The sequence below is a fragment of the Microbacterium imperiale genome (assembly GCF_017876655.1).
Taxonomy (GTDB): domain Bacteria; phylum Actinomycetota; class Actinomycetes; order Actinomycetales; family Microbacteriaceae; genus Microbacterium; species Microbacterium imperiale.
In genome coordinates this window covers 903,980-923,027 of the sequence record NZ_JAGIOK010000001.1, presented here as the reverse complement: position 1 = coordinate 923,027, position 19,048 = coordinate 903,980, and the positions used below count along the sequence as shown (strand labels likewise).

21 protein-coding genes are annotated in these 19,048 nt (G+C 70.2%); 18 read left to right on the top strand and 3 right to left on the bottom strand.

All coding sequences use genetic code 11. From position 1 onward, the window contains the following. Positions 1 to 5 precede the first annotated feature (5 nt). Positions 6 to 671 carry a transcriptional repressor LexA gene (gene lexA / locus JOF37_RS04630; RefSeq protein ID WP_210005533.1) on the bottom strand — a complete coding sequence of 222 codons (666 nt, stop codon included), beginning with the start codon at positions 669 to 671 and terminating at the stop codon, positions 6 to 8. 256 nt (positions 672 to 927) lie between these two features. Between lexA and JOF37_RS04625 the strand changes: the two genes are divergently transcribed. From JOF37_RS04625 to JOF37_RS04600, 6 genes are all read left to right on the top strand, one after another. Further along, positions 928 to 1,287: a LysM peptidoglycan-binding domain-containing protein gene (locus JOF37_RS04625; protein WP_210005531.1), complete on the top strand. Its 360-nt coding sequence runs from the start codon at positions 928 to 930 to the stop codon at positions 1,285 to 1,287. Positions 1,288 to 1,369: 82 nt separating this feature from the next. Further along, a complete protein-coding gene (locus tag JOF37_RS04620) occupies positions 1,370 to 2,455 on the top strand; it encodes a histidinol-phosphate transaminase (RefSeq protein WP_210005528.1) in 1,086 nt (361 codons plus the stop codon). Next, the gene (gene hisB, locus JOF37_RS04615) at positions 2,452 to 3,057 is read left to right on the top strand and encodes an imidazoleglycerol-phosphate dehydratase HisB (protein ID WP_210005526.1); all 606 of its coding nucleotides are present in this window, start codon (positions 2,452 to 2,454) and stop codon (positions 3,055 to 3,057) included. The genes JOF37_RS04620 and hisB overlap by 4 nt, the downstream gene beginning before the upstream one ends. Next, positions 3,054 to 3,719 carry an imidazole glycerol phosphate synthase subunit HisH gene (gene hisH, locus JOF37_RS04610; RefSeq protein ID WP_210005524.1) on the top strand — a complete coding sequence of 222 codons (666 nt, stop codon included), beginning with the start codon at positions 3,054 to 3,056 and terminating at the stop codon, positions 3,717 to 3,719. The genes hisB and hisH overlap by 4 nt, the downstream gene beginning before the upstream one ends. Positions 3,720 to 3,777: 58 nt before the next feature. Continuing rightward, positions 3,778 to 4,524: a bifunctional 1-(5-phosphoribosyl)-5-((5-phosphoribosylamino)methylideneamino)imidazole-4-carboxamide isomerase/phosphoribosylanthranilate isomerase PriA gene (priA, locus tag JOF37_RS04605; RefSeq protein WP_210007667.1), complete on the top strand. Its 747-nt coding sequence runs from the start codon at positions 3,778 to 3,780 to the stop codon at positions 4,522 to 4,524. Beyond that, positions 4,508 to 5,290, top strand: a complete 783-nt coding sequence (locus JOF37_RS04600; RefSeq protein WP_210005521.1) for an SseB family protein — start codon at positions 4,508 to 4,510, stop codon at positions 5,288 to 5,290. The genes priA and JOF37_RS04600 overlap by 17 nt, the downstream gene beginning before the upstream one ends. Before the next feature lie 7 nt (positions 5,291 to 5,297). Here the strand turns inward: JOF37_RS04600 and JOF37_RS04595 are convergent, their stop codons facing one another. Then, complete coding sequence (locus JOF37_RS04595) at positions 5,298 to 5,702, bottom strand: DUF1844 domain-containing protein (protein WP_210005511.1); 405 nt, start codon at positions 5,700 to 5,702, stop codon at positions 5,298 to 5,300. A 259-nt stretch (positions 5,703 to 5,961) separates the two neighbouring features. Here JOF37_RS04595 and infC point away from each other — a divergent pair, with 259 nt between their 5' ends. From infC to pheT, 10 genes are all read left to right on the top strand, one after another. Beyond that, positions 5,962 to 6,588: a translation initiation factor IF-3 gene (gene infC / locus JOF37_RS04590; protein WP_071919400.1), complete on the top strand. Its 627-nt coding sequence runs from the start codon at positions 5,962 to 5,964 to the stop codon at positions 6,586 to 6,588. Positions 6,589 to 6,632: 44 nt separating this feature from the next. Then, on the top strand, positions 6,633 to 6,827 hold the full coding sequence (gene rpmI / locus JOF37_RS04585; protein ID WP_005048908.1) for a 50S ribosomal protein L35: 195 nt from the start codon (positions 6,633 to 6,635) through the stop codon (positions 6,825 to 6,827). A gap of 32 nt (positions 6,828 to 6,859) precedes the next feature. Continuing rightward, positions 6,860 to 7,240: a 50S ribosomal protein L20 gene (rplT, locus tag JOF37_RS04580; protein WP_023951735.1), complete on the top strand. Its 381-nt coding sequence runs from the start codon at positions 6,860 to 6,862 to the stop codon at positions 7,238 to 7,240. A 78-nt stretch (positions 7,241 to 7,318) separates the two neighbouring features. Next, on the top strand, positions 7,319 to 8,116 hold the full coding sequence (locus JOF37_RS04575) for a TrmH family RNA methyltransferase (RefSeq protein WP_210005509.1): 798 nt from the start codon (positions 7,319 to 7,321) through the stop codon (positions 8,114 to 8,116). A gap of 176 nt (positions 8,117 to 8,292) precedes the next feature. Next, entirely contained in the window at positions 8,293 to 9,084 is a 792-nt protein-coding gene (locus JOF37_RS04570) for an amino acid ABC transporter ATP-binding protein (RefSeq protein WP_210005507.1), read from the top strand. A 58-nt stretch (positions 9,085 to 9,142) separates the two neighbouring features. Next, positions 9,143 to 10,051 carry a glutamate ABC transporter substrate-binding protein gene (locus JOF37_RS04565; protein ID WP_210005505.1) on the top strand — a complete coding sequence of 303 codons (909 nt, stop codon included), beginning with the start codon at positions 9,143 to 9,145 and terminating at the stop codon, positions 10,049 to 10,051. Positions 10,052 to 10,121: 70 nt separating this feature from the next. Then, positions 10,122 to 10,769 carry an amino acid ABC transporter permease gene (locus JOF37_RS04560; RefSeq protein ID WP_210005502.1) on the top strand — a complete coding sequence of 216 codons (648 nt, stop codon included), beginning with the start codon at positions 10,122 to 10,124 and terminating at the stop codon, positions 10,767 to 10,769. Next, on the top strand, positions 10,766 to 11,707 hold the full coding sequence (locus tag JOF37_RS04555; protein ID WP_210005501.1) for an amino acid ABC transporter permease: 942 nt from the start codon (positions 10,766 to 10,768) through the stop codon (positions 11,705 to 11,707). The genes JOF37_RS04560 and JOF37_RS04555 overlap by 4 nt, the downstream gene beginning before the upstream one ends. 88 nt (positions 11,708 to 11,795) lie before the next feature. After that, the gene (pheS, locus tag JOF37_RS04550; RefSeq protein WP_210005499.1) at positions 11,796 to 12,836 is read left to right on the top strand and encodes a phenylalanine--tRNA ligase subunit alpha; all 1,041 of its coding nucleotides are present in this window, start codon (positions 11,796 to 11,798) and stop codon (positions 12,834 to 12,836) included. Next, complete coding sequence (gene pheT / locus JOF37_RS04545; RefSeq protein ID WP_210005498.1) at positions 12,836 to 15,343, top strand: phenylalanine--tRNA ligase subunit beta; 2,508 nt, start codon at positions 12,836 to 12,838, stop codon at positions 15,341 to 15,343. The genes pheS and pheT overlap by 1 nt, the downstream gene beginning before the upstream one ends. Before the next feature lie 96 nt (positions 15,344 to 15,439). Here the strand turns inward: pheT and JOF37_RS04540 are convergent, their stop codons facing one another. Further along, entirely contained in the window at positions 15,440 to 16,567 is a 1,128-nt protein-coding gene (locus tag JOF37_RS04540) for an AAA family ATPase (protein ID WP_210005496.1), read from the bottom strand. Between the two features lie 91 nt (positions 16,568 to 16,658). Here JOF37_RS04540 and JOF37_RS04535 point away from each other — a divergent pair, with 91 nt between their 5' ends. Together JOF37_RS04535 and JOF37_RS04530 are read left to right on the top strand one after the other, a co-directional pair. Beyond that, positions 16,659 to 17,432, top strand: a complete 774-nt coding sequence (locus JOF37_RS04535) for an ABC transporter ATP-binding protein (RefSeq protein WP_210007666.1) — start codon at positions 16,659 to 16,661, stop codon at positions 17,430 to 17,432. Beyond that, positions 17,414 to 18,994 (top strand): hypothetical protein, encoded by a 1,581-nt coding sequence (locus tag JOF37_RS04530; RefSeq protein WP_210005495.1) that lies wholly within the window; start codon positions 17,414 to 17,416, stop codon positions 18,992 to 18,994. Before JOF37_RS04535 ends, JOF37_RS04530 begins: the two co-directional genes overlap by 19 nt. Positions 18,995 to 19,048 lie beyond the last annotated feature (54 nt).

The window sequence follows — 19,048 nt, the reverse complement described above, 5'->3', positions numbered from 1 at the left end:
GGTGCTCAGACGGTGCGGAGGACGGCTACGACCTTGCCGAGGACGACGGCGTCATCGCCGAGGATCGGCTCGAACGCCGAGTTGCGGGGGAGCAGCCAGGTGTGTCCGTCGCGCTGGCGGAGCGTCTTGACCGTCGCCTCCCCGTCGAGCATCGCGGCGACGATCTCGCCGTTGTCGGCGGTCGCCTGCGACCGCACGACGACCCAGTCGCCGTCGCAGATCGCGGCGTCGATCATCGAGTCGCCGACGACCTTGAGCATGAACAGGTCGCCCTTGCCGACGAGCTGACGGGGAAGGGGGAAGATCTCCTCGACCTGCTGGTCGGCGGTGATCGGCACGCCCGCGGCGATGCGGCCGACCAAGGGCACGAGGGCGGCGTCGCCGAGCGCGGGGGCTGCATCGGCGGGATTCTCGGCGGCGGTGCCCGGAAGGTCGATCAGAACCTCCATCGCGCGGGTCTTGCCGGGGTCGCGACGGAGGTAGCCGCTCAGCTCGAGCTGATTCAGCTGATGCGTGACGCTCGAGAGGGACTTGAGTCCGACCGCGTCGCCGATCTCTCGCATGCTGGGCGGGTAGCCGTTGCGGGCGATGGCGCGCTGGATCACCTCGAGGATCGCGAGCTGCTTGTCGCTCAGATTCTTGCGTCGTCGCGTCTGCGGCTTCTCGCTCATACCGCCGGTCTCCTGTCGTCGCGCCCCGTCCCCGACCCGATGTCGGAGGTTCGTGGTGGGCTCTCGCTGTCGAAAACGTAGCCCGATCGGCAGCAGACGCCGCGGAACCGTCCGCGTGTCTCTTCGATCGGTCTCCGATTTCGACGAGTGGTTGACACCACACAATATCGAAGATACGTTCGGAAATGAAGTTCGCACCCGGCCTTCCCGGCCGAGGGTCGGGCGCGAACCTTCTTACCGCTCCAGAGGAGAAGCCATGACCACCATCGATGTCCGCCACGTGCCGTCGCCCCGTACGCGTCTGCGTCTGACGCAGCGTGGCCGCCGCGTGCTCGCCACGGTCGCCGCACTGCCGGCCGTCGTCGCGGTCAGCATCGCGGTCATCTCCGGCGGCGGCGCGCTCGCGTCTTCCGAGGCCGGTGCGCCCGAAGGCTCGTTCACGACGATCACGGTCATGTCCGGCGACTCGCTGTGGACCATCGCCGAAGAGGTCGCGCCGCACGCCGACCCCCGTGACGTCGTCGACGCGATCGTCCGCCTCAACGCCCTCGGCTCGGGCCAGCTCGACGCCGGCCAGACTCTCGCGATCCCGGCCGAGTACGGGACCGAAAGCTGATCCCCTCACCGCTGATCCATTCCGAATGCGTCCGATGACGACGCGGCGTCACTGATACGCGTCGCCGCCTAGCATGGGTGGGATGAGCCCGAGTCTGGATGATCTGCCCCTCAGAGACGATCTGCGGGGTCTCACCCCGTACGGTGCGCCGCAGGCTCCGCTGCCGGTCGCGCTCAACGTCAACGAGAACACCCACCCGGTTCCCGAGGAGGTCGCGGACGACATCCTCGACGCGATCGCTCGCGCCCTGCGGGAGGTCAACCGCTATCCCGACCGCGAGTTCACCCACCTGCGCGAGTCGTTCGCGGAATACCTCGGCCACGGCCTCACCGCCGACCGCATCTGGGCCGCCAACGGCTCGAACGAGGTGCTGCAGCACCTGCTCCAGGCTTTCGCCGGGCCTGGGCGCACCGCCATGGGGTTCGGTCCGACGTACTCGATGTACCCCCTGCTCACGCGTGCGACCGGTGCCGGCTACATCACCGGCACGCGCGGCCCCGACTTCGCGCTCGATCCGGCTTCCGCCGCGGCCCAGGTCGCGGAGGCTCGGCCGGACGTCGTGTTCCTCTGCGCGCCGAACAACCCGACGGGCACGCCCCTCGGCCTCGACGTGATCGAAGCGGTCTACGCGGCGACCGACGGCATCGTCATCGTCGACGAGGCGTACCAGGAATTCGCGCCGCGCGAGTCGCCCTCGGCGATCACGCTCCTGGGCGGCCGCCCGCGGCTCGTCGTGTCGCGCACGATGAGCAAGGCCTTCGCTTTCGCCGGCGCCCGCGTCGGCTACCTCGCGGGTGACCCGACCCTGATCGACGCGCTGCGTCTCGTGCGCCTGCCGTACCACCTGAGCGCTCTCACGCAGGCGGCCGCGACCGCCGCGCTCTCGCACTCGTCGACGATGCTGCGCATGGTCGACGAGATCGTCTCGCAGCGTGACCGGATGTCGGCGACGCTCGACGCTCTCGGCTACCGCGCGTACGAGAGCTGGACGAACTTCGTGCTCTTCGACGGCGTCGACGACCCGAAGGCGACGTGGCAGGCGCTCTACGATCGCGGCATCCTCATCCGCGACGTCGGAATCCCGCACTCTCTGCGCGTGACGGCGGGCACGGAGGACGAGACGACCGCGTTCCTCGAGGCCCTGGCCTCGATAGACTCGGGGGCATGACCAGCTCCCGAACGGCCCGTATCCGTCGCGCGACGAGCGAGTCGTCCGTCGAGCTGGAGCTCGACCTCGACGGCACCGGCGTCAGCACGATCGAGACGACCGTTCCGTTCTTCGACCACCTGCTCACCGCGTTCGCGAAGCACTCGCTCACCGATCTCACGGTGCGTGCGACCGGGGACACCCACATCGACGCGCACCACACCGTCGAGGACGTCGCGATCGTGCTCGGTCAGGCGCTGCGCTCGGCCCTGGGCGACAAGTCGGGTATCTCGCGTTACGGCGACGCTCTCGTTCCGCTCGACGAGGCGCTGGCCCAGGCCGTCGTCGACATCTCGGGCCGGCCGTACCTCGTGCACACGGGTGAGCCCGAGGGGTACGAGTACCACCTCATCGGCGGTCACTTCACCGGTTCGCTCGTGCGTCACACCTTCGAGGCGATCGCCTTCAACGCCGGGCTGACGATGCACGTCCGGGTGCTCGGCGGTCGCGACCCGCACCACATCGCCGAGGCGGAGTACAAGGCGTTCGCACGCGCGTTCCGGCAGGCCAAGGCCCTCGACCCGTTCGTGCACGGCATCCCCAGCACGAAGGGAGCGCTGTGACCGACGCGTCGGACGACAATCGCACCGCGCCGCTGGTCGCCGTCCTCGATTACGGCTCGGGCAACGTCCACTCCGCGGTCAAGGCCCTCTCGGCAGCGGGAGCCGACGTCCGCCTGACGTCCGACCGCGGCTTGATCCAGGACGCCGACGGGCTCCTCGTTCCCGGAGTCGGAGCCTTCAGTGCGGTGATGTCGGCGCTGCGCGAGAGCCGCGGCGACGAGATCATCGAACGACGCCTCGCCGGCGGTCGCCCGGTCCTGGGCATCTGCGTCGGGATGCAGGTGATGTTCGACCTCGGTGTCGAGCGCGGCCACGACGCCGCCGGGCTCGGCCAGTGGCCCGGCGCGGTGACCGAGCTCGACGCGCCGGTGCTGCCCCACATGGGGTGGAACACCGTGCGCGCGGGGGAGGGGTCGACCCTCTTCGCCGGCCTCGAAGACGAGCGCTTCTACTTCGTCCACTCCTACGCAGCGCAGGAGTGGAGCCTCGAGGTCATGAAGCCCTTCGCCGCGCCCGTCGTGACCTGGTGCGACTACGGCGTGCCGTTCCTGGCGGCGGTCGAGAACGGGCCGCTGTCGGCGACCCAGTTCCACCCCGAGAAGTCGGGGGCCGCCGGCATCCGACTTCTCTCCAATTGGATCGGCGCCCTGCCGCGCCACTAGTCTCCTCCGTGGCGTTCTCGCGCGGACGAGTGCGTCTTCCCTCACCATCTGGAATGTGATGAACGACTTCGCGTCCACCCCCGAACTGATCCTCCTGCCCGCCGTCGACGTCGCCGGCGGGAAGGCCGTGCGCCTGACCCAGGGCGAGGCCGGCAGCGAGACCACCTACGGCGACCCGGTCGAGGCCGCGCTGGCGTGGGCCAAGCAGGGGGCGCAGTGGATCCACCTGGTCGACCTCGACGCCGCTTTCGGCCGCGGCAACAACACGGCCGTGCTGCGCAAGGTCATCAAGCAGATCAAGGGCGTCCAGATCGAGCTGTCGGGCGGCATCCGCGACGACGCGACGCTCGAGGCGGCACTCGAGAGCGGCGCCTCGCGCATCAACCTCGGCACCGCCGCCCTCGAGAACCCGGAATGGGCGGCCGATGTCATCGGCCGCTACGGCGACGCGATCGCCGTCGGCCTCGACGTTCGCGGCACGACGCTCGCCGCGCGGGGCTGGACCCGCGACGGTGGCGACCTGTGGGACGTCCTCGAGCGTCTCGAGGACGCCGGCTGCACCCGCTACGTCGTGACCGATGTGACGAAGGACGGCACCCTGCAGGGCCCCAACCTCGACCTGTTGCGCGAGATCACCTCGCGCACCCCGAAGCCGGTCGTCGCGTCGGGAGGCATCTCGAGCCTCGACGACATCGCCGCGCTGCGCGAGCTCGTGCCGCTCGGGGTCGAGGGTGCCATCGTGGGCAAGGCTCTCTACGCCGGCGCCTTCACGCTGGCCGAGGCGCTGGATGTCGCCGGAGACTGACGACCCTCGCGGCCACGCGGCCGACTCGGCCGGCGTGCCGTGGGAGGGGCGGAGCTTCGAGTCCAACCCCCACGCGGGCGACGACGGCTCGGCCGACCCCGCGCTGCTCGCCGCGCTCCGGGCGTTCCGCACGGGCTCGGGTGACGCGGTCGCCGTCGTCGAGGCGTACCGATCCGCGCGCCTGCTGATCCCGCTCGTGCCTGAGAAGGGCGACGAGGGCGTGGGTCCCACGGGGCTGCCCGTCGACAAGACGCAGGAGCTGTCGATCGTCACCGTCGCCGCGCCCGACGGTCGCCGCGTGCTGCCGGTGTTCACGTCTGTCGAGACGCTGGCGCGCTGGGATGCCGTCGCCCGCCCGGTGCCCGCCGACGGTGTGCGAACGGCCCTCGCCGCGGCATCCGACGACACCGACCTGATCGTCATCGACCCGGGGTCGGAGACGGAGTTCGTGCTCCGCCGTCCCGCCGTGTGGGCGATCGGTCAGGGCCAGGCGTGGGAGCCCGCACCGACCTCGCCCGAGGTCTTCACGGCGCTGCAGGCCAGCATCGGGGGAGAGCTCGCGGTGCTCGACCTGTCGGTCGCTGCCGGCGACCCCGAAGCCCGCATGCGCGGGCCCGAGCTGGTCGTGCGTCTGCACCTCGTCGACGGGCTGGATGCCGCACAGCTCGACGCCGTGCTGTCGAGGTTGGCTTCCCGCTGGGCCGCGGACGACCGCATCGCCGTGCTCGTCGACTCGCTGACGGTCAAGCTCGTCCGCGGCTCCTGAGCCCGCGTCAGGTGACGGGACCGGTGAACTTCTCGCCGGGGCCCTTGCCGATCGGGTCGGGAATCGTCGACGCCTCGCGGAAGGCGAGCTGAAGCGAGCGCAGGCCGTCGCGCAGCGAGCGCGCGTGCATGTCGCTGATCTCCGGAGCGCCGGCGGTGATGAGTCCGGCGAGGGCGTTGATGAGCTTGCGGGCCTCGTCGAGGTCGAGCTGCGTGGCGGGGTCGTCGGCGAGTCCGACCTTGACGGCGGCGGCGCTCATGAGGTGCACCGCGGCGGTCGTGATGACCTCGACCGCGGGCACATCGGCGATGTCGCGGGTCGCGGCGGAGGCGGCGCGCTCCTGCTCCTCCCACCGCTGGCGACGAGCCGCGTCGTCGGTGAACGTGCTGTTGTCGGCGGGGTTCGTGTCCACGTGTCGCTCTCTGCTAGACTATGCGGGCACCGGAGTGTTCTACTCCGGATCGAAAGAGGATCACATCCCACCCGCGCTTGCCGTTCCAGGCTACCGGGTCATGCACTCCGCTCCGTCCGTCTCACCGCGGCCGGGGTAGCCAGGGTGCGGAACACGAATGCCGACGCACGTGCGTCGTGCGGGTGGATGCGATGCTCTTCCGCCCGGGTCGCGTCCTCGCGTCCCGGTGGCCACCACCGCACGAACAGGAGTTCCGCACATCAGCGATCCCCGCACCAACGACCGCATCCGCGTCCCCGAGGTTCGCCTCGTCGGCCCCGCTGGAGAGCAGGTCGGCGTCGTCCGTATCGAGGTCGCCCTGCGTCTGGCGCAGGAGGCCGAGCTCGACCTCGTCGAGGTCGCCCCGAACTCGAAGCCGCCCGTGGTCAAGATCATGGACTACGGCAAGTTCAAGTACGAAGCGGCTCAGAAGGCCAAGGAAGCGCGTCGCAATCAGGCCAACACGGTCCTCAAGGAGGTCCGTTTCCGTCTGAAGATCGAGGCGCACGACTACATCACCAAGCTCAAGCGCGCCGAGGGCTTCCTCCAGGCGGGCGACAAGGTCAAGGCGATGATCCTGTTCCGCGGCCGTGAGCAGTCGCGTCCCGAGCAGGGCGTGCGCCTGCTCCGCAAGTTCGCCGAGGACGTCGCCGAGCTCGGCACCGTCGAGTCGAATCCGACGATCGACGGCCGCAACATGGTGATGGTCATCGCGCCGCACAAGAACAAGTCCGAGGTGAAGACCGAGCAGAACGCCCAGCGCGCCGCCAACAAGGAGGCAGCACGTCAGGCCCGCTCCGGCGACGCGCCCGAGACCGAAGACGCCGCTCCCGCCTCGGCGGAGTAGCCCCCAGACTCCCGCCTCGCGGGATACACAACGAAGGAAGAGACATGCCGAAGCAGAAGACCCACTCGGGTGCCAAGAAGCGCTTCAAGGTCACCGGCAGCGGAAAGATCAAGAAGCAGCAGGCGAACCTCCGCCACAACTTCGAAGGCAAGCCCACCAAGCGCACGCGCCGCCTGTCGGCCGACAAGATCCTGGCTCCCGGCGACGCGAAGGTCGCCAAGAAGCTCCTCGGCATCTGAGCGCTGCTGCGCACGAATAGGAAACAAACGAAATGGCTAGAGTCAAGCGGGCAGTAAACGCCCACAAGAAGCGTCGCGTCATCCTCGAGCGCGCCTCCGGTTACCGCGGACAGCGTTCGCGCCTGTACCGGAAGGCGAAGGAGCAGGTCACCCACTCGCTCGTCTACGCGTACCGCGACCGCCGCAAGCGCAAGGGCGACTTCCGCCGTCTGTGGATCCAGCGCATCAACGCCGCTGCCCGCCAGAACGGCATCACCTACAACCGCTTCATCCAGGGCCTCGGCCTCGCGGGTGTGCAGGTCGACCGTCGTATGCTCGCCGAGCTCGCCGTGAACGAGCCCGCCGTCTTCGCGTCGCTCGTAGCGACGGCCAAGGGCGCTCTGCCGGCCGACGTCAACGCTCCCAAGGCCTGATCGGTCCGCAGCGTTCCACGCACCGCACGAAGGGGCGTCCTCCGAAGGGAGGGCGCCCCTTCGCCGTATGCTGAAACGGTGCTGGAGAACCCCCGATCGCCGCGCGTCCGCGCCGTCGCCAAGCTGACCAAGCGCAGCGCGCGCCAGGAGTCGGGGCTCTTCCTCCTCGAGGGTCCGCAGGCGGCGCGCGAGGCGCTGGCCTACCGCCCCGACACCATCGTCGAGGTCTTCGCGACCCCGGCCGCGGTGGAGCGGCATCCGGAACTGCGGGCGTCCGCCGAAGAAGCCGGTCTCGACATCGTGTTCGCGAGCGAGGCGGTGCTCGCGGCGATGGCCGACACCGTCACGCCGCAGGGGATCATCGCGGTCGCGCGACAGTCGCCCACCTCGGTGCGCGATGTCTTCGCGGGCACGCCGCGCCTCATCGCGATCTGCGAAGAGATCCGCGACCCCGGCAACCTCGGCACGATCATCCGAGCCGCGGATGCCGCCGGCGCCGATGCCATCGTCCTGACGGGACGCACCGTCGACCCGTACAACCCGAAGGTGGTGCGCTCCACCACCGGCTCGCTCTTCCACCTGCCCGTGGCCGTCGGCGTGGAGCTGACGACCGCGATCGAACGGGCGCACGCCGCCGGCATGCGCGTCGTCGCGGCCGACGTGAAGGGCGCGGACTTCCTCGAGCACCGCGCCACCCTGGCCGAGCCGACCGCCTGGCTCTTCGGCAACGAGGCGCACGGCCTCGACGACGAGGCGCTGTCGCGGGCCGATCTGGCGTTGCGGCTGCCGATCTACGGTGCCGCGGAATCGCTGAACCTCGCGACAGCCGCGAGCGTGTGCCTTTACGAGACGGCGTTCGCGCAGCGCGCCGGCTGATCCGTTCCGGTCGACTCGGCGAGAAGGGCGGGTGCGGGCCACCGAGTACCCGCGATACAGGGCGAGTCGACGAGGATGCCGGCGGACCGGCCGTGTATTCCGATTCTGTTACAGATCGGTGACTCGGCGGCCGATTGGCGGGCGTCGACGGGGGAGTGCTCCTAATGTGACTTCCTATGACCACTCCCGAAAACCCGGCGCCGCCGACGTCGAACATCACCGTGCGTCGCGGCGACCCGCTCGTCGTGATCGAGGGCGTGCAGAAGCACTACGGCTCGTTCCAGGCGCTGAAGGACATCGACCTGACGGTGAACCGCGGCGAGGTCGTCGTGGTCATCGGCCCCTCGGGCTCGGGCAAGTCGACGCTGTGCCGCACGATCAACCGTCTCGAGACGATCAGTGACGGCACCATCTCGATCGACGGCGAGAAGCTGCCGTCCGAGGGCAAGGCGCTCGCTGCGCTGCGCGCCGACGTGGGCATGGTCTTCCAGTCCTTCAACCTCTTCTCGCACCTGACGATCCTCGAGAACGTCACGCTCGGCCCGATCAAGGTCAAGGGCACGAAGAAGGCCGAGGCCGAGAAGCTCGCGCGCGAGCTCCTGGACCGCGTGGGCGTCGGCCACCAGGCCGACAAGCTGCCCGCTCAGCTCTCCGGCGGTCAGCAGCAGCGCGTCGCGATCGCGCGTGCGCTTGCGATGAAGCCGAAGGTCATGCTCTTCGACGAGCCCACCAGCGCGCTCGACCCCGAGATGATCAACGAGGTCCTCGACGTCATGGTCGGCCTCGCTCAGGACGGCATGACGATGATCGTCGTCACGCACGAGATGGGCTTCGCCCGCAAGGCGGCCGACCGTGTCGTGTTCATGGCCGACGGTCAGATCGTCGAAGAGGCCGTCCCCGAGCAGTTCTTCACCGCGCCGCGCAGCGACCGGGCGAAGGACTTCCTCTCGAAGCTCATCACCCACTGACATCACTGCTTCCACGCCCTGCACCGGGCGCGGATGACCCCCAACCCAGGAGGACCACATGCGCAAGACCCGCATCACCGGCGCGTTCGCCGGTGTCGCCATCGCTGCGATCGCCCTGACCGGCTGCAACAGCGGTTCGCCCACGTCGCCCGGCGCCGCCGGCGGCGGCGACGAGGAGAGCACGGGAGCTCTCTGGGAGGTCGCCTCCGACGTCTCGCTCGAGGGCAGCCCCACGTTCGACGCGATCACCGAGCGCGACAAGGTCATCGTCGGTGTGAAGGAGGACCAGCCCGGTCTCGGCTTCCTCGACGCCACGACGAACGAGCGCACCGGTTTCGACGTCGACATCGCGCGCTGGATCGCCGCATCGCTCGGCTACGACGAGGACAAGATCGAGTACAAGGCGATCGCCTCGGCGAACCGCGAGCAGGCGATCGTGAACGGCGACGTCGACTACTACGTCGGCACCTACTCGATCACCGATGCGCGCAAGCAGCAGATCGACTTCGCCGGCCCGTACTTCATCACCGGCCAGGGCCTGCTCGTCGCCGCCGACAGCGACATCGCGAGCGAGGACGACCTCAACGCCGACACCCGCGTGTGCTCGGCGACGGGTTCGACCCCGATCCAGAACATCAAGGCGAACTACCCCGAGGTTCCGACCGAGGAGTTCGACCTGTACTCGGCCTGTGTCGACGCGCTCATCAACGGCACCGTCGACGCCGTCACCACCGACCAGGCCATCCTGATCGGTTACGCGGCGCAGTACCCGGACGACATCAAGGTCGTCGGCGAGCCCTTCAGCGAGGAGCGCTACGGCGTCGGCCTGGCCAAGGGCGACGACGCGTTCCGCACGCACATCAACGAGCTGCTGACCGACGGCGGCGACGTGTGGCAGGGGATTTTCGACAAGAACCTCGGCGAGTCGGGCATCACGGTCGAGCAGCCGGCCGTCGACGCCTACTGAGTCGCACCGACACCATGACCGCGGGGCGGGGGCGTGAGCGCCCCCGCCCCGAACCAGCCAAGGAGACCATGTGGGCGTCATCACCGACAACCTCGACCTATGGGGCGAGGCGCTCGGCAACACCCTGTTGCTGTTCTTCGCCGGAGGAGCGATCGCCCTCGTCCTCGGCACGCTCGTGGGCGCCATGCGCGTCTCGCCGATCCCCGCGGCCCGCGCCTTCGGCACGGTCTACGTCAACACGATCCGCAACACCCCGCTGACGCTCGTCTTCTTCTTCTTCGCGTTCGGCTACCCCCAGCTCGACCTGCCGAACCCCGGCTTCACGGTGCTCGGCATCTGGGCGCTGGGAATCTATACCGCGACCTACGTCGCGGAGGTGATCCGCGCGGGGATCAACACCGTCCCCGTCGGACAGGCCGAAGCCGCTCGCGCCATCGGCCTGACGTTCGGCCAGGTCATGACCCTGGTGGTCATGCCGCAGGCGTTCCGCTCGGTCGTGCCGCCCATGATGAGCGTCTTCATCGCTCTGCTGAAGAACACCACGGTCGCCGCCGGCTTCTCGGTCGCCGAGCTCGGCGTCATCCGTTCCAACCTCAGCGAGCGCGGCGAGAACGCCCTGATCGTGCTGCTCTGGGTGGCCCTGGTCTTCGTCGTCCTCGTGCTGCTGCTCAGCGCGCTGCAGCGACGCCTCGAGAACAAGTGGAGGATCGCACGATGACTTCCGTCCTGTACGACGTCCCGGGCCCGCGGGCGATCCTGCGCAACCGCATCCTCGGGATCGTCACCGTCCTCCTCGTCGCGGCCGCGATCGGCTTCGTCGTCTACCGCTTCGCCGTGAGCGGGCAGTTCTCCGCCGAGAAGTGGTACGTCTTCAGCTTCGGCAACGTCTGGCTCGGCATCCTGCGCGCGCTCGGCAACACCCTCGCCGCCTTCGGGCTCGCCGCCGTCGGGTCGCTCGCGCTCGGGTTCGTCCTGGCCATCGGCCGTCTGTCGGACCACGCCTGGGTCCGCGTCCCGTTCGGTGTCGTCATCGAGGGCTTCCGTGCCGTCCCCGTGCTCATCTTCATGATGCTCATGTACTACGGCCTGCCGACGCTCGGCATCCGGATGGAGCCGTACTGGGCCGTTGTGATCGCGCTCGTGGCCTACAACGGGTCGGTGCTCGCCGAGGCGCTGCGTGCCGGCATCGAGTCGCTCCCGCGCGGCCAGAAGGAAGCCGGCTACGCGATCGGTCTGCGCAAGAGCGGGGTCATGCGCCTCATCCTGCTGCCGCAGGCTGTGCGGGCTATGCTGCCGGTCATCGTCGCGCAGCTCGTCGTCACGCTCAAGGACACCGCGCTCGGCTTCATCATCACGTACCCCGAGCTGCTGTACTTCGCCAAGCAGCTGACGTCGCAGCCCGGGCGCCCGATCCTGCAGGCGGGCATCGTCATCGGTGCGATCTACATCGTGATGTGCCTGCTGCTGTCGTGGTTCGCGAACTTCCTCGAGAAGCGTCTGTCGCGTTCGCCGCGCAGCACCGGCACCACGGGCGCCGGCGCGGCAGCCGTCGACCCGCTGCACCACCCGGTGGCGCCGACCACCGACACGGAGCTCATCGCTCTGCAGAAGGGTGTCGGCAAACACGACTCCACCAGCGGCGCGGGCGGCGTCTGACGCGCTGGCACGACACCGACGGGCCCCTCACGCGGAAGCGGAGGGGCCCGGTCTGTTGTGTAGGTGACATTCACTAGACTCGACTCCCGTGTCCGACGCACCCGAGATCACCCCTGACGCGGTCGCCGCGGCGGTGGATGCGGCCCTCGCCGCCATCGCCGACGCCTCCTCAACCGCAGACCTGAAGTCCGCCCGCAACGCCCACACTGCCGAGGGTTCGCCGCTCGCGCGCCTCAATGCGCAGCTGCGGTCGGTGCCCAACGAGAAGAAGGCCGAGTTCGGCAAGCTCGTCGGTCAGGCGCGAGGCCGGGTGAACCAGGCGCTCGCCGCCCGCGAGGACGAGCTCGCCGCGGCCGAGACCGCCGCGAAGCTCGAGGCCGAGGCGCTCGATGTGACCGCCATCGCTCCGCGTGCGCGCGTCGGTGCGCGGCATCCCATCTCGCTGCTGCAGGAGGAGGTCGCCGACCTCTTCGTCGGAATGGGCTGGGAGATCGCCGAAGGCCCCGAGCTCGAGCACGAGTGGTTCAACTTCGACGCCCTCAACTTCGACGTCGATCACCCGGCGCGTCAGATGCAGGACACGTTCTTCGTCGACCCGGTGGCCCGTCACCTGGTGATGCGCACGCAGACGAGCCCCGTGCAGATGCGTTCGATGCTCGAGCGCGACATCCCGATCTACGTCCTCTCGCCTGGACGGGTGTTCCGCACGGACGAGTACGACGCGACGCATCTGCCGGTGTTCACGCAGTTCGAGGGGCTCGTCGTCGACAAGGGCATCACGATGGCCCACCTCAAGGGAACCCTCGACCACGCCGCGCGCGAGCTGTTCGGCCCCGAGGCGAAGACGCGCTTCCGCACCAACTACTTCCCGTTCACCGAGCCGAGCGCCGAGCTCGACCTGTGGCACCCGACCTTCGCCGGTGGTGCGCGCTGGATCGAGTGGGGCGGCTGCGGAATGGTGAACCCCAACGTGCTTCGCGCCGCGGGCATCGACCCGGAGGTGTACTCCGGGTTCGCCTTCGGCATGGGCATCGAGCGGACGCTGATGTTCCGCTCCGACGTGAAGGACATGCGCGACATGGCCGAGGGCGATGTGCGCTTCAGCGAGCAGTTCGGGATGGTGGTCTGATGCGCGTTCCGCTGTCGTGGTTGCGTGAGTACGTCGATGTGCCGGCGGATGCCGCACCGGAGGACATCCTCGCGGCGCTGGTGTCGGTCGGCTTCGAAGAGGAGGACGTCCACGGGTTCGACCTGACCGGTCCGATCGTCGTCGGCCGCGTCGTCTCGTTCGAGCCCGAGCCGCAGTCCAACGGCAAGACGATCCGCTGGTGCCAGGTCGACGTGGGCGAGGCCAACGGCGGCGTGCGCGGCATCGTCTGCGGTGCCGGCAACTTCTTCGAGGGCGACAAGGTCGTCGTGACGCTTCCCGGCGCCGTGCTGCCGGGGCCGTTCCCGATCGCGGCGCGCAAGACGTACGGCCACGTCTCGGACGGCATGATCGCCTCGGCGAAGGAGCTCGGCCTCGGCGACGAGCACAGCGGGATCCTGCGCCTGACCGAGCTCGGTCTCGACCCCGAGGTCGGCACCGACGCCATCGCCCTGCTGGGCCTGGACGATGCCGCGATCGACGTCAATGTCACGCCCGACCGTGGTTACGCCCTGTCGGTGCGCGGCATCGCGCGCGAGTACTCGCACGCGACCGGCGCGGCCTTCCGCGACCCGGCGCTGCGCGAGTTCGAGGAGCTCGAGCACCCGGCATCCGGGTTCGAGGTGGCCGTCGACGATCAGGCTCCGATCCGCGGCCGCGTGGGCGCGACGGAGTTCGCGGTGCGCGTCGTGTCGGGCGTCGACCCGACGCGTCCGACGCCGCCGTGGATGGTCGCGCGGCTCACGCTCGCCGGCATCCGCTCGCTCGGCATCCTCATCGACATCACCAACTACGTGATGCTCGAGCTCGGCAACCCGATCCACGGCTACGACCTCGACACGCTCACCGGCGGCATCACGGTGCGCCGCGCGACGCCGGGCGAGAAGCTGACGACGCTCGACGGCAAGGAGCGCACGCTCGACGGCGAAGACCTGCTCATCACCGACGAGTCGGGCCCCATCGGCCTCGCCGGCGTCATGGGCGGCGGCACGACCGAGATGACCGACGCGACCCGCAACGTGCTCATCGAGGCGGCGATCTTCGACACCGTCACGATCGCCCGCACCGCCCGCCGGCACAAGCTGCCCAGCGAGGCATCGCGTCGCTTCGAGCGCGGAGTGGACCCGCTGCTGCCGTTCGTGGCCGCTCGCCGCGTCGCCGACCTCATGGTCGAGCTCGCCGGGGGCACGCTCGAGCCGGTCGGCGGCGCGCTGTTCGGCGAGGTGTTCCTCGAGGCGATCGACCTGCCGCGTGACTTCGTCGCGGGCCTGATCGGCATCGACTACACCGACGACGAGGTGTCGTCCGCGCTCGAGACGATCGGCGCCGAGGTGACCGACACGGATGCCGGCTGGGAGGTCATCCCGCCGTCGTGGCGCCCCGACCTGACCGACAAGTGGACGCTGGCCGAAGAGGTCGCGCGCATCCACGGACTCGACCGCGTGCCTTCGGTGCTGCCGACCGCACCGTCGGGTCGCGGACTCACCGAGGAGCAGAAGGGCCGCCGTCGCGTCGCGAACGCGCTCGCCGCCGCCGGATTCGTCGAGACGCCCTCGTTCCCGTTCACCACGAGTGAGCGCAACGACCTGCACGGCTCCGCCTCGGGTGAGCCGCTGCCCTCGGTCAAGATCGCGAACCCGCTCGACGGCCAGGCGCCGTACCTGCGCCGGTCGCTGGTCCCGGGGCTGCTGCAGGTCGCGCACCGGAACGTCTCGCGCGGCCTCACCGATCTCGCTCTTTTCGAGGTCGGCGCGGTGTTCCTGCCCGAGGCGGGGGTCGTCTACGGCACCGAGTCTGTGCCGCCGCTGGCAGTCCGGCCCGACGAGTCCACCCTCGCGGCTCTGCACGCGTCGATTCCGCCGCAGCCGCGCCACGTCGCCGTCCTCGTCGCGGGCAACATCAGCCCGAAGACGCCCGGTCGCCCCGCTGTTGCGGCCGACCTGAGCGACGTGCTCAGCGCAGTGCAGGTCGTCGCGACGGCCGCGGGCGTCGAGCTCGACGTCGCCCAGACGCGCCGCGCCGCGCTGCATCCGGGTCGTGCGGCCGCCCTCACCGTCGGCGGTGTCGAGGTCGGATACGCCGGTGAACTGCATCCCGAGGTGTCGGCCGCGGCCGACCTCGCCGGGCGTGTGCTCGTCGCGGAGCTCGACCTCGACGCACTTCTGACCGGAGCTGCCGATCGCGTCGTCGTCGCGTCGCTGTCGGGGTACCCCGCCGCCACGCAGGACGTCTCGCTCGTCGTTCCCGCCGACGTGACCGCGGGAGCTCTCGCCGCGGCGCTGTCGGAGGGCGCCGGAGAGCTGCTCGAGTCGCTGCGCCTCGTCGACGACTACCGCGGTGCGGGTGTTGCCGAGGGCGCGAAGAGCCTGACGTTCGCGCTGCGCTTCCGCGCGGACGACCGCACGCTCACGGCCGCCGAGGCCACGGAGGCCAAGCTCGCCGGGGTCGCTGTCGCGACCGAGCGCTTCGGCGCGAGCATCCGCGACTGATTTCGGCTGCCGGGCGCAGTTCCGGACGTCGAGCGCAGAATCACCTGCGCTTCACGTTCGGAACTGCGCCTTTCGCGTTCCCGGGCGCGGGCGGCGTCAGCGGGAACCCCAGTTCCAGGCCGGCGCGTCGAGGAACCCCTGTCCGTGCACGACGGTCTCGGCGTCGGAGCGGCGCAGCTCGACCCGCGCCGAGTCGGGCAGCGCCGATACCAGGTCGTCGGCGTGTGACACCGTGATCACCTGCGTGCGCTCCGACGCGACCCGCACCAGCCGTGCCAGCGGTCCCAGGAGGGACGGATGCAGGCTCGCCTCGGGCTCGTTCAGCACCAGCAGCGGCGCCGGGCGTGCGGGCAGCAGCGCCGCGCACAGCAGCAGATAGCGCAGCGTGCCGTCCGACAGCTCGGCGGCCTCGAGCGGCCGCAGCAGCCCGGGCTGCTGGATCGTCAGCCGGAACAGGCCGTCGGATGCCGTGACGTGCACGCGACTGCCGGGGAACGCCTCGTCGACGGCGCGGTCGAGAGCATCGCCCTGACCCGCCTCGACGATCGTCGCCCACGTCGCCGCGAGGTCGGCGCCGTCGTGCGCGAGGGTGTGGCTGCGCGTGCCGACCTGCGGCATGCGCGCCGGGGCGTCGAGATCGACGCGGAAGTGGTCGTAGAAGCGCCACGCGTCCATGGTGCGGCGCAGCGTCAGCAGCTCGGGCGCGGCGTCGCCGTCGACGAGGTCGGTCACGATGCTCTCGTCGGGGGAGAGCCGCTGATCGAGCACCGTCCATGCGTCCTCGCGCACGCGCGTGCTCTGCCGCGTGCGGTCGATGAGCAGCGTCGCGGGCTTGGCCACCGGGCCGGCGAACACCTGCTCGCGCTTGATCTCGGGGTCGCGGGCGAACATGCTCTGCTGGCTCGTCTGCGGGATGCCCAGGTCGACGAGATAGCCGAGCTCGTCCGAGGCGTAGCCGAGCTGCACGGCGACGGGACGGCGCCGCACCGTGCCCTGCGTGCCGCCGCCGTCCTCGGGGCCGGCCCACAGCACGGACGGCAGTCCGCCCTCGCGAGCCAGCGTTCCGATGACGTCGCCGCGTGAGGTGGCCGCGAGCAGACGCAGGGCCCGGTAGAGGTTCGACTTGCCGGAGCCGTTCGGGCCGGTGATGACGGTCAACTCGCCTAGGGGCACGACGACGTCGCGGAGCGAGCGGTACCCGGAGACGGCCAGCGAGCGCAGCATGCTCCCTACTGTCGCAGGTCCGTCCGACACGGCGGCATCCGTTCCCGATAGGGTCGGGGCCGTGAGCGAGATCCCTGCCAGCGTGACTCCGATGCGCGAACCCACCGCCGCCGTGCCCGCCCTCGAGCTGTCGGGTCTGGTGAAGCGATTCGGCCAGAAGACCGCGGTCGACGGCATCGACCTCACCGTGCCGTCGGGGTCGTTCTACGGCCTCGTCGGTCCCAACGGCGCCGGCAAGACCACGACGCTGTCGATGGCGACCGGGCTGCTGCGCCCCGATGCCGGCGGCGCCCGCGTGCACGGCATCGACGTCTGGCAGGACCCGGTCGCCGCCAAGCGGACGATCGGCAACCTCGCCGACGGCGTACGCCTGTTCGACCGCCTCACCGGCGAGCAGCTCATCACCTACACCGCGATGATGTTCGGCCTGCCGCGTCCTGAGATCGCCCCGCGGGTGTCGGACCTGCTCGACCTCATGGACCTGCGCGGCGCCGCCGGCACGATCGTCGCGGACTACTCCGCGGGCATGACAAAGAAGGTCGCCCTCGCGTGCGCCCTCGTCCACGCCCCGCGCCTGCTGGTGCTCGACGAGCCGTTCGAATCGGTCGACCCGGTGTCGGCCGCCAATATCGAGGACGTGCTGCGCAGCTACACCGTCTCGGGGGGCTCGGTCATCGTCTCGAGCCACTCGATGGACCTTGTGCAGCGGATGTGCGACCACGTCGCCGTCATCGCCGCCGGGAAGGTGCTCGCCGCCGGGACGATCGACGAGGTCCGCGCGGGCGAGAGCCTGCAGGATCGCTTCGTCTCGCTCGTCGGCGGACGCCACCAGTCGGAGGGGCCGCAGTGGTTGCGACAGTCCTGAAGCTCCGGTACCGCGTTCTCGGCAACACCCTCGCCCGGCGTCCCTGGCAGCTGGTCGGCTTCATCCTCAGCTCGCTCTGGGGTCTCGGCGTCCTCGGCGGTCTCGTCGCGGGAATGGTCGCGCTCGCGATGTTCCAGGGCCTCGACGCCGCCCGCGTCGTCGTCATCCTCGGCGGATCGCTGCTGATCCTGGGCTGGCTCGTCGGCCCGATCGTCGTCGCCGGGCTGGAGAGCACGGTCGACGCCGAGCGCCTGGCACCGTTCCCGTTCACGCGGCGGCAGGTCATGCTCGCCCTCGCAGGCACCGGCGCCACCGGCATCCCGGGGATCGTCACGACCCTCGCCGTGCTGGCAACGGTCATCGTGTGGGTGCGGTGGCCCGTGGCCGCGGTCATCGCCGTGCCGACGGTGCTGCTGGGCGTCGTCACCTGCGTGCTGGCGTCTCGCCTCATGGGCGAGCTGTCGACGGGCCTCGGCGGTCGGCGCGGCCGCGAGATCGTCGGCACCGTGGTGCTCGTCGCGCTCATCATGACGGGCCCGATCCTGACCGGGATCGTCGCCCTGCTCGATTCGGCCGGCAGCGACCTGTGGACGCGGCTGCAGCAGGCCGCCGGCATCCTCGCGTGGACGCCGCTCGGCGCCGCGTGGGCGGTCGCACCCAGCGTCGCGGCGGGGGAGTGGCTGCCGGCGCTGGCCAGCCTCGCGATCGCCCTCGCGACGATCGCCGTGCTCTGGATCGTCTGGGACCGCGTCATCGAGACGGCGACGTCCTCGCCGCGCCAGCGTGCGAGCCGCACCGTGGCGGCGGGCAAGCTCGGGCTCTTCGGCGTCATGCCCACCGGCGGGGTCGGGGCCACCTGGGCGCGGTCGCTGTCGGGGTGGCTGCGCGACCCGCGCTACCTGCGCCAGCTGCTCGTGATCCCGCTGTTCCCGGTGCTGTTCGCCTTCACCGGCGGCCTCGACGGGTTCATGTTCATCCTCTCGCCCGTGCTCGCGGCGCTCGTGATGGCCGCGGTCGGTTACGCCGACATCTCCTTCGACGGCTCCGCTTTCGGCACGACCCTCGCCACGGGCATCTCCGGCCGCACCGATCGCCTGGGCCGGTTGCTCGGTGCGGCGAGCGTCGGCATCCCGTTGATCGTCGTGATCACGGTCGTCACCTCCGTGCTCGCCGGTGACGCCGCCCGCCTGCCCGCCGTCCTCGGCGCCGCGCTCGGCGTGCTGCTGGCCGGGTACGGCGTGTGCGCGGTGTCGTCCGCGCTGATCGTGACCCCCGTTCCGGCACCCGGCGACAGCCCGTTCAAGAGCACGCCGGGGCAGAACTCGATCGTCGGTCTGCTGGTGTTCGCGGTCTGGGCTGTCGTGCTCGTGCTGAGCGCGCCGGCCATCGTCCTCGCGATCGTCAGCGCCGTGACGGGGGATGCCGTCTGGGGTTGGGCCGCGCTCGCCGTGGGCATCGGGTTCGGAGCGATCGTGGCGGCGGTCGGGGTCCTCGTCGGCGGCCGCACGCTCCAGCGCACCGGACCCGACCTGCTCGTGCGGATCAAGGCGTTCCCGACCTGATCAGCGGCAGCGGCGGCCTTCGTCGCGGCATCCTGTGTGCCGGGCGCACTTCCG

What these genes read in the sequence shown, in the direction of transcription:
- lexA (WP_210005533.1), bottom strand. Translation starts at nt 671, where the DNA reads ATGAGCGAGAAGCCGCAGACGCGACGACGCAAGAATCTGAGCGACAAG.
- JOF37_RS04625 (WP_210005531.1), top strand. Translation starts at nt 928, where the DNA reads ATGACCACCATCGATGTCCGCCACGTGCCGTCGCCCCGTACGCGTCTG.
- JOF37_RS04620 (WP_210005528.1), top strand. Translation starts at nt 1,370, where the DNA reads ATGAGCCCGAGTCTGGATGATCTGCCCCTCAGAGACGATCTGCGGGGT.
- hisB (WP_210005526.1), top strand. Translation starts at nt 2,452, where the DNA reads ATGACCAGCTCCCGAACGGCCCGTATCCGTCGCGCGACGAGCGAGTCG.
- priA (WP_210007667.1), top strand. Translation starts at nt 3,778, where the DNA reads ATGAACGACTTCGCGTCCACCCCCGAACTGATCCTCCTGCCCGCCGTC.
- JOF37_RS04600 (WP_210005521.1), top strand. Translation starts at nt 4,508, where the DNA reads ATGTCGCCGGAGACTGACGACCCTCGCGGCCACGCGGCCGACTCGGCC.
- rpmI (WP_005048908.1), top strand. Translation starts at nt 6,633, where the DNA reads ATGCCGAAGCAGAAGACCCACTCGGGTGCCAAGAAGCGCTTCAAGGTC.
- rplT (WP_023951735.1), top strand. Translation starts at nt 6,860, where the DNA reads ATGGCTAGAGTCAAGCGGGCAGTAAACGCCCACAAGAAGCGTCGCGTC.
- JOF37_RS04570 (WP_210005507.1), top strand. Translation starts at nt 8,293, where the DNA reads ATGACCACTCCCGAAAACCCGGCGCCGCCGACGTCGAACATCACCGTG.
- JOF37_RS04565 (WP_210005505.1), top strand. Translation starts at nt 9,143, where the DNA reads ATGCGCAAGACCCGCATCACCGGCGCGTTCGCCGGTGTCGCCATCGCT.
- JOF37_RS04555 (WP_210005501.1), top strand. Translation starts at nt 10,766, where the DNA reads ATGACTTCCGTCCTGTACGACGTCCCGGGCCCGCGGGCGATCCTGCGC.
- pheT (WP_210005498.1), top strand. Translation starts at nt 12,836, where the DNA reads ATGCGCGTTCCGCTGTCGTGGTTGCGTGAGTACGTCGATGTGCCGGCG.
- JOF37_RS04540 (WP_210005496.1), bottom strand. Translation starts at nt 16,567, where the DNA reads ATGCTGCGCTCGCTGGCCGTCTCCGGGTACCGCTCGCTCCGCGACGTC.
- JOF37_RS04535 (WP_210007666.1), top strand. Translation starts at nt 16,659, where the DNA reads ATGCGCGAACCCACCGCCGCCGTGCCCGCCCTCGAGCTGTCGGGTCTG.